This is a genomic window from Gordonia sp. HS-NH1 (assembly GCF_001418765.1).
GTDB lineage: Bacteria > Actinomycetota > Actinomycetes > Mycobacteriales > Mycobacteriaceae > Gordonia.
Map to the genome: position 1 here is coordinate 47,264 of NZ_LIYC01000009.1, position 16,322 is coordinate 63,585.

Consider the following 16,322-nt stretch of genomic DNA (forward strand, 5'->3'; position numbering starts at 1 on the left):
CAGGTGAGGAGCGCAGCGACGAACCGTGTCGAAACGACCCGTCCTCGCGAGCTCTAACCCCCCGCGCTTCCCGACGGCACCGAGGGCGGCGTGGAGCTCGCCGGAACGCTGGCCGGCCCGTAGACGAGCCGGTTGATGGCGACGATCGCGCCGTTCTCGGGTGTCGCCATCGGATCGGGCGTGCGCGGGAACGTCACGGTCGGGGTCGGGGAGGGCATCGGGGCGTCGCCGCGGAAACCGAGCTCGGTCAGCAACTGCAACTGCTCGGGCTCCGAGGCGAACTGGATGAACTCGGCGACGGCATCGGCTGCCGACTCGGAGACCTCGGGACCCGACATCCGGATGACGGGGTAGTCGGCGATCGGCGTCGGACCCGACGGGATGAGTTCGGCCAGGCGTGCGCGGTCGTCCTCGCGGGTCATCTGGAACAGGCGTTGTTCGGTGATGGGCACGACGTGGATCTCCGCTCGGGCCGCGTCCGGTGCGTCGGCGATGGCCGTTGCCGCGCCCTGGGGTGTCCCGTCCGGGGAGAGCGGCGCGCCCTCCAGCATGGCGCGGACACTGGAACTGACCCGCGGCGACTCGGCGTCGGCGGTGGTCAGCGGTCCGGTGGTCCGGGTGACGCGTGTCGCGACCGCCTGGGCGGCCAGCGCGCTGGCGTCGGATTGTGCGCCGATCGGCATCGCCATGCGCAACGATCCCCAACCCTGGAGTCCGAAGTCGGCGAGTGAGTTGTCGCGGCGCTGCAGGGTGGGGATCTGTGACCAGTCGAGGCGGCCGGCCAGGGAGCTGTTGAGCTCAGGGGACACCGCCAGCACGACCGGCGTCGAGACCAGTGATCGGGTGTTGCCCTCGATCGCATCGGGTTTCGCCGCCGCCAGATCTGCCGACCACACCGACGACTGCGGCACCCAGGCGGCCGGGTACGCGCCCATCGACTCGGTGTCCCACGACCCCGACAGACCGTCGAGGGTGATCTTCGCGTCGCCCGGCCGGACGTCGACGCTGACGCATTTGTCGCGCACGACGGGGCTCGTCTCGCCGAAGTTGCGGGCGACGGCCGCCAGTCCCGGCGCGATGTCGGGATCGGCGACGATCGGTACCGACTCACGACCCTCGACGCACTGCGCGGCGGCCTCCTCGGCCTGGCGATCGATCTGATCGCCGAGGTCCTGCCAGGTGACGACCACGGCCGCGACGAGCAGGATCGACAAGAGTGTGGCGACGACACCTCGGCTCACGCCGCGGCTTCGGATGCTCTCCCCGCCGCTACTCCGGTGATGTGCCAACGCCGATGCCCTCCCTGCTCGGTGCGTCCCTCGCCCGGTCGGCCGTGGCGAGCCGGTGCGCAGTGCAGGGTACGACGATACGCCGTGCCGATCCGCGGTGGATCGGCACGGTCGTATCGCCTATGTCGGAACGCGGTCGCTCAACCCGCCGGGTTGGCCGCCTTGTACTCGCGGCGCCGCCGGTGCAGGATCGGCTCGGTGTAGCCGCTCGGCTGCGTCGTGCCCTCGAGGATCAGTTCCTTGGCCGCCTGGAAGGCGATGTTGGAGTCGAAGTCCGGCGCCAGCGGACGGTAGGTCGGGTCGCCGGCGTTCTGACGGTCGACCACGGGGGCCATCCGCTCGAGCGAGGCCACGATGTCGGACTCGCCGACGATGCCGTGACGCAGCCAGTTCGCCAGCAGCTGGCTCGAGATCCGCAGGGTCGCACGGTCTTCCATGAGCGCGACGTCGTGGATGTCGGGCACCTTGGAACAGCCGACACCCTGGTCGATCCAGCGCACCACGTAGCCGAGGATGGACTGGCAGTTGTTGTCGAGTTCCTGCTGCTTCTCCTCGTCGGACCAGTCGGTCTTCGGCGCGAGCGGGATGGTGAGGACGTCCTCGACCCGGGCGGGATCGCGCTTGGCGATCTCGTCCTGGCGCTCGAAGACGTCGACGAGGTGGTAGTGCAGCGCATGCAGCGTCGCGGCCGTCGGCGACGGCACCCACGCGGTGGTGGCGCCGGCCTTCGGATGCCCGATCTTCTGCTCGAGCATGTCGGCCATCAGGTCGGGCATGGCCCACATGCCCTTGCCGATCTGTGCCTTGTGCTGCAGGCCGGCGTGCAGGCCCGTGTCGACGTTGAAGTTCTCGTACGCACCGATCCAGGTCTGCTGCTTCATCTCGGCCTTGCGGACCATCGGCCCGGCCTCCATGGAGGTGTGGATCTCGTCGCCGGTGCGGTCGAGGAAGCCGGTGTTGATGAACACGACGCGCTCCTGGGCGGCCTTGATGCACGCCTTGAGGTTCACCGTCGTGCGGCGCTCCTCGTCCATGATGCCGACCTTGAGGGTGTTCTCCGGCAGGCCGAGGACCTTCTCCACGCGGCCGAACAGCTCGACGGTGAAGGCGACCTCATCGGGACCGTGCATCTTCGGCTTCACGATGTAGACCGAACCGCTCCGCGAGTTCTGCAGTCCCTGGTCGCTCATTCCGTGGATGCCGATCAGCGAGGTGATCAGGCCGTCGAGGATGCCTTCGGGGACCTCGTTGCCGTCGGCGTCGAGGATGGCGTCGTTGGTCATCAGATGTCCGACGTTGCGGACGAAGAGCAGCGACCGACCGTGCAGATCGAACGTGGTGCCGTCCGGGGCGGTGTACTCGCGGTCGCCGTTGAGCACACGGGTGAAGGTCTTGCCGCCCTTGGAGACCTCTTCGGCGAGATCGCCCTTGTTGAGGCCCAGCCAGTTGCGGTAACCGATCACCTTGTCCTCGGCGTCGACCGCGGCGACCGAGTCCTCGAAGTCCATGATCGTGGTGATGGCGGACTCGACGACGACATCCTTGATGCCGGCCGGGTCGGTGGAGCCGATGGGCGAGGACGGATCGATCTCGATGTCGAGGTGTAGTCCGTTGTTGCGCAGCAGGATCGAGGTCGGCGAGCCGGCATCGCCCCGGTATCCGACGAACGCGGTCGGATCGGCGAGGGTCGAGGTCTTGTCGCCGTCGAGCGTCACCTGCAGTGCGCCGTCGACGACCGCGAACGCACGTACGTCGGTGTAGCTGCACTGTTCGAGCGGCACGGCTTTGTCGAGGAAGTCCTTGGCGTAGGCGATGACCTTGTCGCCGCGGACCTTGTTGTAGGACGAACCCTTCTCGGCTCCGTCGGACTCGGGGATCGCGTCGGTGCCGTAGAGCGCGTCGTAGAGCGAGCCCCACCGTGCGTTCGAGGCGTTGAGCGCGAAGCGCGCGTTGAGGATCGGGACCACGAGCTGCGGACCTGCGGTGTCGGCGATCTCGCGGTCGACGTTGGACGTGGTGATCTGGAAGTCGGCCGGGACCTCGGCGAGGTAACCGATTTCGGTGAGGTACGAGGTGTACTCGTCGAAGTCGGCGGTGCCGGGGGTGAGATCGGCGTCTTTGTGGTCACGGTGCCAGGCGTCGAGCTTGGTCTGCAGTTCGTCGCGGACGGCGAGCAGCTCGCGGTTGCGCGGGGCGAGATCGGCGATCACCGATGCCGCGCCGGCCCAGAAGGCATCCGCATCTACACCGGAACCGGGCAACGCCTCGTTGTTGATGAAGTCGTGCAGGACGGTGGCGACCTGCAACCCGTTGACGGTGATCCGGTCAGACATGGCAGCCTTTCTCGAGCGAATGACGACGCATACATGCTACTCGTCGGTAACGGCGCGCGGCAGGCGCCTCCCGTCACGAGTGGTGTGCGCGCTCCGCGAGCTCCGTACACAGGTCGAAGAGCCGAGACCGCAGGGTCCCTCCGCGTTCGGCGATCGCCGATTGCTCGCGGACGTACTCGGCGCGGCCCGCGGGTGTCTCGATTCGGACCGGTGAATACCCGAGATCGCTGAGATCGTAGGGACTCGCGCGCATGTCGAGGTCACGTGCCCGCAGGGCGAGCGCGAAGCAGTCGAGCGTCAGGTCCGACGGCACGAGCGGCGCGAGAGTGAAGCAGTACCGGTAGAGGTCCATGGTCGCGTGCAGGCACCCCGGTTGCTCGTGCTCGATCTGGGACGCCCGGGTCAGCATGGTGTCGTTGTGCGGCCGCGCCGGATCGGTGAAGAACCGGAAGGCGTCGAAATGCGTGCACCGCAACGGCATGGACTCGACGACCGCGTCCGTCCCGGCCGTTCCCAGACGTAACGGCATGTCGTGCCGGGTGTGGTCGGTGCGATAGACCATCGCCCACTCGTGCAGGCCGAAACACCCCAGCCGGGCGGGCCGCCGGGCGGTGGCGCCGAGCATGTCGACGGCCGCTGCGAGCGCGTCGGCCCGGCTCCGGAGATAGAACTCGCCGACGTGCACGCCGGCCTCGTTCTGCTCGTAACCGCGCAGACCGAGGAACTCCTCACCCTCCTCGAGAGTCACGCCGAAGCCGGGATGCCAGCGCAGTACGTGCGCCGGGCGTGACGAGTAGTAGGTGAACAAGAAGTCGATCACCGGATGCCGCGCACCGCGCCGCCGAGCGTCGAGGTAGGGGCCGATCAGGTCGTCGACCGCCCGACGATGCGCGTCGCGGCGGGATCGCCACGCTCCGCCGGTGAGGAGCGTGGCGTCGCGAACCGTGCCCGGGGAGGTCAGTCGCGTGCTCGCCATCGCACTCACACCCGATGGGTCTCGTCGCGAACGTTGCCGACGAATTCCTCCACCAGATCGGCGAGGGGAACGATGCCGATGGTGCGGCCGCTGTCGTCGACCACGGCGCCCAGGTGCGAACTGGAACGACGCAGCACGCCGGTGGCCTCGTCGAGTGGCGTGGTCGAATCGATCACCGGCAGCGGCCGGATCTTGTCGACGCCGATGATGGTGTCCGATCCGATGTGCTCGTCCAGGATCTCGTCGAGCACGTCCTTGAGGTGCAGGTAACCGGTGAAGGTGCCGTCGGGCCCGCGGACGGGGAACCGGGAGAATCCGGTCTCGGTGACCGCCTTCTCCACGGCGCCCAGCGTGGGCCCGATGCCGCCGGTACCGGACACCTGCACGCCGACACTACGCATCTGTTCCAGCGGGATCATCACCTCGGATACCGTGCGGCCGACGGATTGCAGGGCGCGGGTGAGGCGTTCGTGCTCCTCGGCATCGAGGAGGCCCTCCTGCTTGGACTCGCCGACCATCTCGGCCAGCTCGCCCAGCGACACCGTCGACTCCAGTTCGTCCTTCGGCTCCACGCGGAGCAGTCGCAGCGAGATGTTCGCCGTCCAGTTGTAGAAGGCGATCAGCGGCCGGACCAGGCGGATGAACAGCAGGTGCGCCGGCACGAGCAGCATCGCCGACGTCTCCGGCCCGGCGAGCGCGATGTTCTTCGGCACCATCTCACCCAGCAGGATGTGCAACACCACGACGAGCGACAGCGCGATGGCGAACGAGATGGGGTGCAGCAGGGCGTCGGGAACGTGCGCGAGATGCAGCGGCGCCTCGATGAGATGCGCGACCGCGGGCTCGCCGACGCGGCCGAGCAGGATGGAGCAGATCGTGATGCCGAGTTGTGCACCCGCCAACATGAGCGACAGCCGCTGGCCGGCGTAGATCACGGTGCGCGCACGGGTCTTACCGCTCTCGGCGAGTGCTTCGAGGCGGTCGCGTCGTGCCGAGATCAGGGAGAACTCGGCACCCACGAAGAACGCGTTGCCGGCGAGGAGGACGACGGTCAGTCCGACCGCCCACAGATCACCCATGTGGGTCCTCCTCCTGAGTTGTCGGCGTGTGGATGTCCTGGCCGGCGGCCCCTTGTACGTCGTCCTGGTCCGCGGGCGCGGGCCGGATGGCGACGACATCGACCCGGCGCCCGTCCATCTGTGTCACGGTCGCACGCCAGGCGACGTCCGGGCCGCGATCAGGCGATTGGCTGGTGTCGTCGTCGGTCTCGCCGCCGGGTGAGCGGCGCGGCAGGTCCACCACGTCGTCGACGGCGGGAATGCGACCCAGGCAGTACATGACGAGCCCGCCCAGCGTGTCGTACGGACCATCGGGCGCATGGTAGCCGGTGGCGTCGTAGAGCTCGTCGATCCGCAACAGCCCGGCGCACAGGAAACCGTTGCCGTCGACGGCCACGTCGGCGCGTTCGTCGTCGTGCTCGTCGGTGACATCGCCGAGGATCTCCTCGATGAGGTCCTCGGTGGTGACGATCCCTGCGGTGCCCCCGTATTCGTCGATCACCACGCACAGTTCCATGCCGTCGGCGCGGATCCGCTCCATCAGCGCGTCGCCGTCCAGGCTGGCCGGCACGCGTGGGACCGGCCGGGCGATCGAGGTGACCGACGTGGTGGCCTGCCGTTCCGGCGGAACGGTGAACGCCTGCTTGATGTGCACGACCCCGACGAGGTCGTCGAGGTCGCCGTCGATCACGACGGGGAAACGCGAGTGACCGGTCCGCGACGATGCCATGACCAGGTCGCGGACGGTGTCGGCGCGGTCGAGACAATCGATCGTGACGCGGGGGGTCATCAGGTCTTCCGCGGTGAGCTCGCCGAAGCGCAGTGACCGGTCGACGAGGGTTGCGGTCTGCTCGTCCAGAGCGCCGCGACGTGCCGAGTTCCGCACGAGCGACACGAGTTCCTGAGGCGACCGCGCCGAGGCCAGCTCGTCGGTCGGTTCGATGCCCAGCCGGCGCACGATCCAGTTCGCCGCGCCGTTGAGTCCGTCGATCGCCCAGCGGAACACCGCGGAGAACACGGTCATCGGGCCCGCGGTGGCTCGTGCCACCGCAAGCGGCTTCGAGATCGCCAGGTTCTTCGGGATCAGCTCGCCGAGCACCATCGACAGTGACGTCGCGATGACCAGCGCGAGGATCAGCGACGTCGCCGAGGCGACCGCCTCGCCGACCCCCAGTGCGTCCAGCGGCGGCCGGAGGATCCGGGCGAGGACCGGTTCGGCGATGTAGCCGGTGATCAGCGTCGTGATGGTGATACCGAGCTGGGCGCCGGAGAGCTGGAACGAGAGGGTGGAGTGCGCGCGCTGCACCATCCGCGCACGCCGGTCCCCGCGATCGGCGACGTCGGCGGTGATGGTCGAACGCTCCAGCGCGGTCAGCGAGAACTCGGCCGCCACGAACAGGGCGGTTCCCAGGGTCAGCGCGATGAACCCGACGAGACTCGCGATCAGGAGCAGGATCTCCACGTCACCACCCGCCCGGCAGGGGCCGTCCTTCGGCGAAACCGGCGGGCGACTGGATCCCCAGCACCACCTTGTCGTGCAGCTCGCGCAGATTTCGGGCGCCGGTGTAGGTCGCCGTGCTGCGCACACCGGCGCAGATGTGATCGATCAGGTCCTCGACGCCGGGACGCTCCGGGTCGAGGCGGATCCGCGAACTCGAGATGCCCTCCTCGAACAGGCTCTTGCGTGCGCGGTCGTAGGTGCTGTCGCCGCTGGACCGCGCCGCGACGGCCCGCTTCGAGGCCATCCCGAAGCTGACCTTGTAGGGGCCCTGCGCGTCCTCGAGAAGGTCACCCGGCGATTCGTGCGTACCGGCGAACCAGGAGCCGACCATGACGTTCGACGCCCCGGCGGCCAAGGCCAGAGCCACATCGCGCGGGTGTCGAACGCCGCCGTCGGCCCACACGGCCGCACCGTGCCCCGCGGCGACCGAGGCGCATTCGGCGACGGCCGAGAACTGCGGGCGCCCGACGCCGGTCATCATCCGCGTCGTGCACATCGCCCCCGGGCCGACTCCGACCTTGATGATCGATGCCCCCGCGCTGATGAGATCGAGGGTGCCCTCGGCGGACACGACGTTTCCGGCGGCGATCGGGACGCCGAGGTCGGCGTCGGCGACCGCGGAGAGCGCGGTGAGCATCTTCTCCTGGTGACCGTGCGCGGTGTCGATGACCAGCAGGTCGGCACCCGCCGCGACCAGCGCGCGAGCCTTGCCCACGACATCGCCGTTGATGCCGACGGCCGCTGCGATGCGCAGTGAGCCGGCGGAGTCGACGTTCGGCGAGTAGATCGCGTGCCGCAGGGCCCCCACGCGGTTGAGGACCCCGGCGAGCCGGCCGTCGGGTTCGACGAGCACGGCCAGGCCGAGGTGCAGATCACCGAGTGCGTCGAAGACCTCGCGGGGCGGGGTGTCGACGGGCAGCGTCACGATGTCGGGGTCGGCGACCTCGCGCACCCGTGCGAACCGGTCGACGTCGCGGCAGCGTTTCTCGGTGACGACACCCACCGGTCGGCCGTCCTCGACCACGACGGCCACCCCGTGCGCACGCTTCGGGATCAACGCGACCGCGTCGGTCACCGACGCCCCCGGGTCGAGGATGACCGGGGTGTCGGCGACCAGATGCCGCGACTTCACGTACTGGATGGACGCGGACACCGCCTCGATGGGCAGGTCCTGGGGGAGCACCACGAGCCCACCGCGGCGGGCCACCGTCTCGGCCATCCGCTTGCCCGCGACCGCCGTCATGTTCGCCACGACCAGCGGAATCGTGGTCCCGCTGCCGTCTGAGGTCGACAAGTCGACGTCGAAGCGCGAACTGACGTCCGACCTGCCCGGGACGATGAACAGATCGTCGTACGTCAGATCGTGTGTCGGCCGGTGGCCTTCGATGAATCGCACTGAGTTCGCAGGCTCCTATTCGGTCACTTCCGAGCGGTCCCCGCTCCACAGGGTGTGGAACGTGCCTTCTTTGTCGATGCGCTGGTAGGTGTGCGCGCCGAAGTAGTCGCGCAGGCCCTGGGTCAGTGCGGCGGGCAGGCGTTCGGCGCGCAGACCGTCGTAGTACGACAGCGACGACGCGAAGGCCGGCACCGGGATACCGAGGAGGGTCGCGGTCGAAACCACCCGGCGCCAGCTGTCGATGCCGACCTCGACGGCCTCGCGGAAGTACGGCGCGAGCAGCAGGCTCGGGAGTGCCGGATCGTCGTGGTAGGCCTCGCGGATGCGGTTGAGGAACTGCGCCCGGATGATGCAGCCGCCGCGCCAGATGGTGGCCAGTGCCCCGCGGTCGACGTCCCAGCCGTATTCGGCGCTGCCGGCGGCGATCTGATCGAAGCCCTGGGCGTAGGCGACGACCTTCGAGGCGTACAGGGCGGTCTTGATGTCGTTGACGAAGGTCTCGCGGTCGGCGGGGGCCGAGCCGAGATTGCCCGCCGACAGACCGCGAGCGGCGACGCGCTGGTCGGTGGCGCTCGACAGGGCACGGGCGAACACGGCCTCGGCGATGCCGGTCGTCGGGATGCCCAGATCGAGCGCGGACTTCACGGTCCAGCGGCCGGTGCCCTTCTGGCCCGCGGCGTCGACGATGACATCCACGAGCGGCTTGCCGGTCTCGTCGTCGACCTGGCTGAGGACCTCCGCGGTGATCTCGATCAGGTAGCTCTCGAGTTCGGTGGTGTTCCAGTCACGGAAGACGTCGGCGATCTCCGAGACAGGCATGTCCAGGGCTTTGCGCATGAGGTCGTAGGCCTCGCCGATCAGCTGCATGTCGGCGTACTCGATGCCGTTGTGCACCATCTTGACGAAGTGGCCGCTGCCGTCGGGGCCGATGTGGGTACAGCACGGCTCGCCGTCGACCTGGGCGGCGATCGACTCGAGGAGCGGCCCGAGGGACTCGTAGGACTCGACGGGACCGCCCGGCATGATCGACGGGCCGTTGAGCGCACCCTCTTCGCCACCGGAGATCCCGGCGCCGACGAAGTTGAGTCCGCGGGCCGACATCGCGGCCTCGCGCCGGATGGTGTCGGTGTAGAGGGCGTTGCCGCCGTCGATGATGATGTCGCCGGGCTCCATCGCGTCGGCGAGCTCTTCGATCACCGCGTCGGTGGCGTCGCCCGCCTTCACCATGATCAGCACCCGGCGCGGACGCTCGAGGGCGGCCACGAACTCGGCGACTGTCTCGGTGCGGATGAAATCACCGTCACCGCCGTGGTTCTCGAGCAGCGCGTCGGTCTTGGCGATGCTGCGGTTGTGCAGCGCGACGGTGTACCCGTGCCGGGCGAAGTTGCGTGCGATGTTCGAACCCATGACGGCCAGGCCGGTGACACCGATCTGGGCCTTCGCGGAGGGAGACGATGAGTCGACGTTGTTCATGCCGACAGCCTATTGCCTCGGTGTCCGAACCGGCGATCTGCCTCCACGTGTGACCGCGGTCCGATTGCTGTCGGGAGTCGGCTGTCGGGGAGTCGGGTCGTCAGAATGCCGACATGAGGCGGTTGAGCTCGGTCAGCCACGGGATCGCGACCGCAAGGGTCGGGAGGACCAGGATCGCGGCCGCCGCGACATAGGCGCCGGCGGCGAGGGCCCGGGCGGGACGGTCATCGCGGAGACGATGGACACGCGTCAGGGTGGTCGGCCCGCCGACCGCCATCGCACCGCGCGGCGCCACCGCGTCGGCACAGGCGACCAGGGCACGACCGAGGGTGGTCGGGGCGGTCGCCCGGACGGCCTGGTCGTCGGCCAGTGCCTCGACGAGCAACTCGGCCGCGCCGAGCGCGGAACTGCTCCGCACGAATCGGGGGAACGCCTCGTGCAAGGCGATGAAGGCCTCGAGCACGAGGTCGTGCCGAGCGCGCAGGTGGGCGCGCTCGTGGGCGATGACCGCGACCAGTTCGTCACGGGTGAGGCGGTGCACCACGCCCTCGCTGACCACGACGCGCTGTCGGAGTCCGGGCAGGCAGTAGGCGAGTGGTTGCTCCACGTCGATCATCCGGACGTCGCGGGCATAGAGGGGGTCGTCGGCGTCGTCGATCCGGTCGCAGCGGTCGAGGATGTCGATGAGCTGGCGGTGCGCCTTCCGGCGGGCGCGGGTGCGTACACCGACGCGGATCACCGTGTAGAACAGGCGCGCGCCGACGAGGAGGGTCAGGACGAAGACGCCGACGCAGAGGAGCCACAGCGGCAGGCCGAGCCGTTCGATCTCGCGGACCGGGTGAGTGGTCGGGGTGCCATCCGGTCCGATCACGAGGATGTTCGCCGCGATCGCCAGGCCACAGCTGAACGCCGACAGCACGGCGGCGAGGGCAATGGCCTGCCACAGCGTCATCGCCGCGCGTGGGGCTCGGATCGGCCAGCGTGCCCGGGACAGTGCCTCGGGGACGGGTCCGGCGAGCACCAGGCTGACGATGCCGAAGAGCAAGGCGGTCATCTGGTGATTCCTAAATGTGGGCTGCGAGTGGTGGTGCCGCGAATCTAACCGGTGTCGCTTGTTCCTCGTGCGGCTTCGAGCTCATCGAGTGCGGAACGGAGGGCAGCCGCCTCGTCGGCGCCGACGCGTCCGACGAACGACACCAGTGCCGCGTGTCGGGAGCCAGGGGCGTCGGCCTCGCTGAGGGCGTCGACCATGAGGCTGGCGACCAGGTCCTCCCGTGGATGGGTGGGGACGTACTTGTGTGCCCGGTCGTCCCGGATCTGGGTCACCAGATTCTTCTTCGCCAGTCGCTGCAGGACCGTCATGACGGTCGTGTAGGCGAGGGAGCGGTCCCGCGACAGCGCGGCATGAACCTGCCGCACGGTCTGCGGGGTCGAACTCTCCCACAACGTGTCCATCACAGCGCGCTCGAGGTCGCCCAGGCCATTCATCTTTCGCATTTTACTGCTGTGCCTCCGTTTGTGGGTCCGCTGGATACCCAGTTGTTGCGTGCCGGTGTGCCGAGCGACGCCCTTGCGGAGCGGCACGCCGTTGACGTGGCCTTTTCCCCGGCGCTTGACACGTTGGTAAGGCTAGCCTACATTAAGTGTCACGTCGGACCGCGCGAGAGTCCTGAGGGCTGCAGAGACCCCCGGTCCACGGCACGGAAGGCCCCGCATCTCCCAGAGGTGCGGGGCCTTCCGGTATCTACGGGGGACAACGTCGGAGGGTGTGTCCCGTGTTCCCGGCGGCCTCCCGGGCGCGAGCCGACCGCTGTCGCGACGCACGGAGCCGCATGCGACTGTTGACGGCATGACTGCGAACAGTGCGGACGGTGTTCTCCGGGATTCATTCGGCAAGGGCCTCGACGGCGTCCTGGGCCTCGAAGTCGTCGAGGCGGGTCCTGACCGGATCGTGGCCACGATGGAGATCACCGAGAGTCACCATCAACCGTTCGGGATCGTGCACGGCGGGGTCTACTGCGCGGTCGGCGAGAGCGTCGCGAGCATGAGTGGCTTCCTGTGGCTGCAGGACTCCGGGATCGGTGGGACCGCCGTCGGGGTGAACAACAACACCGACTTCCTCCGGTCGGTCCGCGCGGGCACCGTCACCGCGACGTCGACTCCGATCCACCGGGGCCGACGTCAGCAGTTGTGGGCCGTCGACATGGTCGACCAGGACGGCGCGCTGCTGGCCAAGTCTCAGGTGCGACTGCAGAACATCGAGGTCAAGTAGGCCGCTGAGGCCCGCGTCACCCCCGGGCGGCTCGGCGCGCCGACCCCGCCCCGGCATGGCAGGATGACTCGTACTGCCCGGCCGGACCCATTCGAGACGACCGTCCGGCCGAACACTTTCGAGGAGCGCTCCCGGTGCGATTGTCGCCGCATGAACAAGAACGGCTGTTGATCTCTTACGCGGCCGAACTGGCCCGCCGGCGACAGGCACGAGGTCTGAAGCTCAATCACCCGGAATCGGTGGCTCTGATCACCGACCACGTCCTCGAAGGCGCGCGCGACGGCCGTTCGGTGGCCGAGTTGATGACCTCGGGACGCGAGGTGCTCCGGCGCGACGACGTGATGGACGGTGTGCCGGAGATGCTGCACGACGTCCAGGTGGAGGCGACCTTTCCCGACGGCACCAAGCTGGTGACCGTGCACGACCCGATCGCCTGAGAGTCGTCGATCGAGACCAGTGGCGGGTCGGTCCTTGCCGGACCCCGTCCCGTTCACCGAACCGCAGCATTCCAGAGAGGACCGAGATGCCGGGTACTCATTCCACCGGCCCGCGATCGACGATCGTGCCGGGCGAGGTCATCGCCGTCGAGGGGACCATCGAACTCAACGCGGGCGTCGACGCCGTGGAGCTCCGTGTCGTCAACTCCGGTGACCGCCCCGTGCAGGTCGGCAGTCACGTGCACTTCCCGCAGTCGAACGACGCACTCGTCTTCGACCGTGTCCGCGCACATGGCCGCCGGCTCGACATCCCGGCCGGCACGGCCGTGCGGTTCGAGCCGGGTATCGAGACGACCGTCGGTCTCGTCCCGCTCGGCGGCACCCGGGAGGTGTACGGGATCACCCTCGATCCCCCCGGTGCCTGCGGTCCGGTCGACGCCGTCCGCAGCGACGAGAGTGAGTGACGCATGGCCATCCTGGGACGCGACCGCTACGCGCAACTGTTCGGCCCGACCACGGGCGATCTGATCCGGCTCGCCGACACCGACCTGCTCATCGAGGTCACCGACGACCTCTCGGGTGGGCCCGGGCGCGCCGGGGACGAGGCGGTCTTCGGCGGCGGCAAAGTGATCCGCGAGTCGATGGGACAGAGCCGGGCGACTCGCGCCGACGGTGCCCCCGACACGATCATCACCGGTGTCGTCGTGCTCGACCACTGGGGAATCATCAAGGCCGACCTCGGGATCCGGGACGGCCGCATCGTCGCGATGGGTAAGGCGGGCAACCCCGACACCATGGACGGGGTGCATCCGGACCTGGTCATCGGACCATCGACGGAGATCATCGCCGGCAACGGCAAGATCGTCACCGCCGGCGCCATCGACTGCCACGTGCACTTCATCTGTCCCCAGATCATGGACGAGGCGCTGGGCAACGGGATCACGACCGTGGTCGGTGGCGGGACGGGGCCGGCCGAGGGCAGCAAGGCGACCACCGTGACGCCCGGCGCCTGGCACCTGGCATCGATTCTCGCCGCGACCGATCACTGGCCGATGAACATCGCGCTCCTCGGCAAGGGCAACACCGTCAGCGCCGAGTCGATGCACGAGCAGATCCGGGCGGGCGCATCGGGTTTCAAGCTTCACGAGGACTGGGGCAGTACGCCCGCGGCCATCGACGCCTGCTTGCGGGTGGCCGACGAGACCGGCGTCCAGGTCGCCTTGCACTCCGACACCCTGAACGAGGCGGGATTCGTGGAGACCACGCTCGGGGCGATCGCGGGCCGGGGCATCCACGCCTACCACACCGAGGGAGCGGGCGGTGGTCACGCGCCGGACATCATCACGGTCGCGGCCTATCCGAATGTGCTTCCGTCCTCGACGAATCCGACTCGCCCGCACACGGTGAACACGCTCGACGAGCATCTCGACATGCTGATGGTGTGCCATCATCTCAACCCGACCGTGCCGGAAGATCTCGCCTTCGCCGAGAGCCGGATCCGTCCGTCCACGATCGCCGCCGAGGACCTCCTGCACGACCTGGGTGCCATCTCGATGATCGGGTCGGATTCGCAGGCGATGGGCCGCATCGGCGAAGTCGTGCTGCGAACCTGGCAGACCGCGCATGTCATGAAACGCAAACGCGGGTCACTTCCCGGTGACGGCCGGGCCGACAACAATCGTGCACGGCGTTACGTCGCGAAGTACACGATCTGCCCGGCGCGCGCGCACGGCTTCGACGACGAGATCGGTTCGGTCGAGGTCGGCAAGCTCGCCGACCTGGTGCTGTGGGATCCCGCGTTCTTCGGGATCCGGCCGGATCTGGTCATCAAGGGCGGCGCCATCGCCTGGGCGGCGATGGGCGACGCCAACGCGTCGATCCCCACGCCGCAGCCCGTTTTCCCGCGGCCGATGTTCGGCGCCGCACCGAAACTCGCGGCCGCGACGTCGGTGAGCTTCGTGGCCCCGGGGGCCGACGCAGACCTCGCGGGCCGGATCGGGGTCGACCGCAGGCTGGTCCCGGTCAAGAACACCCGGGGTGTCGGCAAGGCCGACATGATCAACAACGACGCATGCCCGACGATCGAGGTCGATCCCGACACGTTCACCGTGACGGTCGACGGTGAGGTGTGGGAGTCCGAACCAGTCGCCGAACTCCCCATGGCGCAACGGTATTTCCTGTTCTGATGCGTTCCGACGACACGACCACGGTCACCTCCGCGCCGCTGGCGATGATGCTCGCGCTGGCGGATTCCCGGCTGCCGGTGGGCGGGCACGTGCACTCCGGCGGTGTCGAACAGGCGATCGCCGACGGATTCATCCGCACCGCAGGCGATCTCGCGGCCTTTCTGTACCGCCGGGTGACCACGAGCGGTCTGGTCGCGGCCTCGGTGGCGGCCGCGGTGGCCGACGGCGTACTCGAGGTGCCCCGCGCGCAACGTGAGACCGACGCCCGCACACCGTCATCCGCCGCTCGGAAGGCCTCGCTGGCGCAAGGGCGCGGCATGGTGCGGCTGGCACGCCGGATGTGGCCGGACACCGATTGGTCGGCCCACCGGCCGTCGACGCACCTTCCGGTCATCAGCGGGTCCATCGGCGCGGTGTCCTCCCTGTCGGGATTCCACACCGCGCTGATCCTCGTCTACACCACGATGAGCGGGTCGGCGACCGCCGGTCAGCGGTTGCTCGCACTCGACCCCGCCGACGTGTCGATCATGATCGCCGAGCTCGGCGCCGAATGCGAACGAGTCGCCGCCGAGGCCGCGGTCGGTCTGGCGGACCTGTCCGACCCGGTCCTCGACATATTCGCCGAACGTCATGAGCGGCAACCGATGCCGCTCTTCATGTCCTGATCCCGCGACCTCGCGCAGCCGCACGTCGCGAACCGAGAGGAGTCCTCATGCCCCCGCATCTCATCGACGGGCAGCCGCACACCCACGACCACGACCGGCCGCGCCGCAAGCGCGAACCCGGTGAGGCCCTGCGCATCGGCATCGGCGGCCCGGTCGGGTCCGGCAAGACCGCGCTGGTGGCCGCGTTGTGCCGACAGCTCCGGGACGAGCTGTCGGTGGCCGTGCTGACCAACGACATCTACACGACCGAGGATGCCGACTTCCTGCGCCGCAACGCCGTTCTGCCCGACGAGCGGATCACCGCCGTCCAGACCGGCGGATGCCCCCATACCGCCATCCGCGACGACATCACCGCCAACCTCGACGCCATCGACGATCTCGTCGAGGCCAACCCGCCGCTGGACCTGATCCTCGTGGAGTCCGGCGGCGACAACCTCACCGCCACCTTCTCGACCGGGCTCATCGACGTCCAGATCTTCGTCATCGACGTCGCCGGCGGCGACAAGGTCCCCCGCAAGGGCGGCCCCGGCGTCACGTTCTCGGACCTGTTGGTGATCAACAAGATCGATCTGGCCGAACGCGTCAACGCCGACCTCGAGGTCATGCGCCGCGACGCGGCGAAGGTCCGTGACGGCCGCCAGACCGCGATGATCTCGCTGACGGAGGATCCCGCGGCGACCGACGTGCTGGCGTGGGTCCGGACTCAGCTGGCGGCCCCGGTCGTCGCCGGGTGACC

15 protein-coding genes are annotated in these 16,322 nt (G+C 68.8%); 6 read left to right on the plus strand and 9 right to left on the minus strand.

The annotated features are described in order from the left end of the window. Positions 1-53: 53 nt before the first annotated feature. From AMD30_RS08895 to AMD30_RS08935, 9 genes are all read right to left on the minus strand, one after another. A complete protein-coding gene (locus AMD30_RS08895; protein WP_055475396.1) occupies positions 54-1,289 on the minus strand; it encodes a substrate-binding domain-containing protein in 1,236 nt (411 codons plus the stop codon). A 140-nt stretch (positions 1,290-1,429) separates the two neighbouring features. Next, positions 1,430-3,622 (minus strand): malate synthase G, encoded by a 2,193-nt coding sequence (locus AMD30_RS08900; RefSeq protein ID WP_014926982.1) that lies wholly within the window; start codon positions 3,620-3,622, stop codon positions 1,430-1,432. Between the two features lie 73 nt (positions 3,623-3,695). Beyond that, a complete protein-coding gene (locus tag AMD30_RS08905) occupies positions 3,696-4,598 on the minus strand; it encodes a hypothetical protein (RefSeq protein WP_055475438.1) in 903 nt (300 codons plus the stop codon). Positions 4,599-4,603: 5 nt separating this feature from the next. Next, the gene (locus AMD30_RS08910; protein WP_055475397.1) at positions 4,604-5,677 is read right to left on the minus strand and encodes a hemolysin family protein; all 1,074 of its coding nucleotides are present in this window, start codon (positions 5,675-5,677) and stop codon (positions 4,604-4,606) included. Then, positions 5,670-7,118, minus strand: a complete 1,449-nt coding sequence (locus tag AMD30_RS08915) for a hemolysin family protein (RefSeq protein ID WP_055475398.1) — start codon at positions 7,116-7,118, stop codon at positions 5,670-5,672. The genes AMD30_RS08910 and AMD30_RS08915 overlap by 8 nt, the downstream gene beginning before the upstream one ends. Before the next feature lies 1 nt (position 7,119). After that, positions 7,120-8,553, minus strand: coding sequence for a GuaB1 family IMP dehydrogenase-related protein (locus AMD30_RS08920; RefSeq protein WP_055475399.1), 1,434 nt, complete (start codon positions 8,551-8,553; stop codon positions 7,120-7,122). A 15-nt stretch (positions 8,554-8,568) separates the two neighbouring features. Then, the gene (gene gndA, locus AMD30_RS08925; protein WP_010843817.1) at positions 8,569-10,026 is read right to left on the minus strand and encodes an NADP-dependent phosphogluconate dehydrogenase; all 1,458 of its coding nucleotides are present in this window, start codon (positions 10,024-10,026) and stop codon (positions 8,569-8,571) included. 100 nt (positions 10,027-10,126) lie between these two features. Then, positions 10,127-11,080, minus strand: a complete 954-nt coding sequence (locus AMD30_RS08930) for a M56 family metallopeptidase (protein ID WP_055475400.1) — start codon at positions 11,078-11,080, stop codon at positions 10,127-10,129. 44 nt (positions 11,081-11,124) lie between these two features. Continuing rightward, a complete protein-coding gene (locus AMD30_RS08935; RefSeq protein ID WP_010843819.1) occupies positions 11,125-11,523 on the minus strand; it encodes a BlaI/MecI/CopY family transcriptional regulator in 399 nt (132 codons plus the stop codon). 352 nt (positions 11,524-11,875) lie between these two features. Here AMD30_RS08935 and AMD30_RS08940 point away from each other — a divergent pair, with 352 nt between their 5' ends. The 6 genes from AMD30_RS08940 (at position 11,876) to ureG (ending at position 16,320) form a co-directional block, all read left to right on the plus strand. Further along, entirely contained in the window at positions 11,876-12,298 is a 423-nt protein-coding gene (locus AMD30_RS08940) for a PaaI family thioesterase (RefSeq protein WP_010843820.1), read from the plus strand. 134 nt (positions 12,299-12,432) lie between these two features. Further along, a complete protein-coding gene (locus tag AMD30_RS08945; protein WP_004022149.1) occupies positions 12,433-12,735 on the plus strand; it encodes an urease subunit gamma in 303 nt (100 codons plus the stop codon). Positions 12,736-12,821: 86 nt separating this feature from the next. Beyond that, positions 12,822-13,199: an urease subunit beta gene (locus AMD30_RS08950; protein WP_055475401.1), complete on the plus strand. Its 378-nt coding sequence runs from the start codon at positions 12,822-12,824 to the stop codon at positions 13,197-13,199. A 3-nt stretch (positions 13,200-13,202) separates the two neighbouring features. Then, entirely contained in the window at positions 13,203-14,921 is a 1,719-nt protein-coding gene (locus tag AMD30_RS08955) for an urease subunit alpha (RefSeq protein WP_010843822.1), read from the plus strand. Then, positions 14,921-15,586, plus strand: a complete 666-nt coding sequence (locus AMD30_RS08960) for an urease accessory protein UreF (RefSeq protein ID WP_055475402.1) — start codon at positions 14,921-14,923, stop codon at positions 15,584-15,586. The genes AMD30_RS08955 and AMD30_RS08960 overlap by 1 nt, the downstream gene beginning before the upstream one ends. A gap of 47 nt (positions 15,587-15,633) precedes the next feature. Beyond that, positions 15,634-16,320 (plus strand): urease accessory protein UreG, encoded by a 687-nt coding sequence (ureG, locus tag AMD30_RS08965; protein WP_010843824.1) that lies wholly within the window; start codon positions 15,634-15,636, stop codon positions 16,318-16,320. The last annotated feature ends 2 nt before the right edge of the window (positions 16,321-16,322 follow it).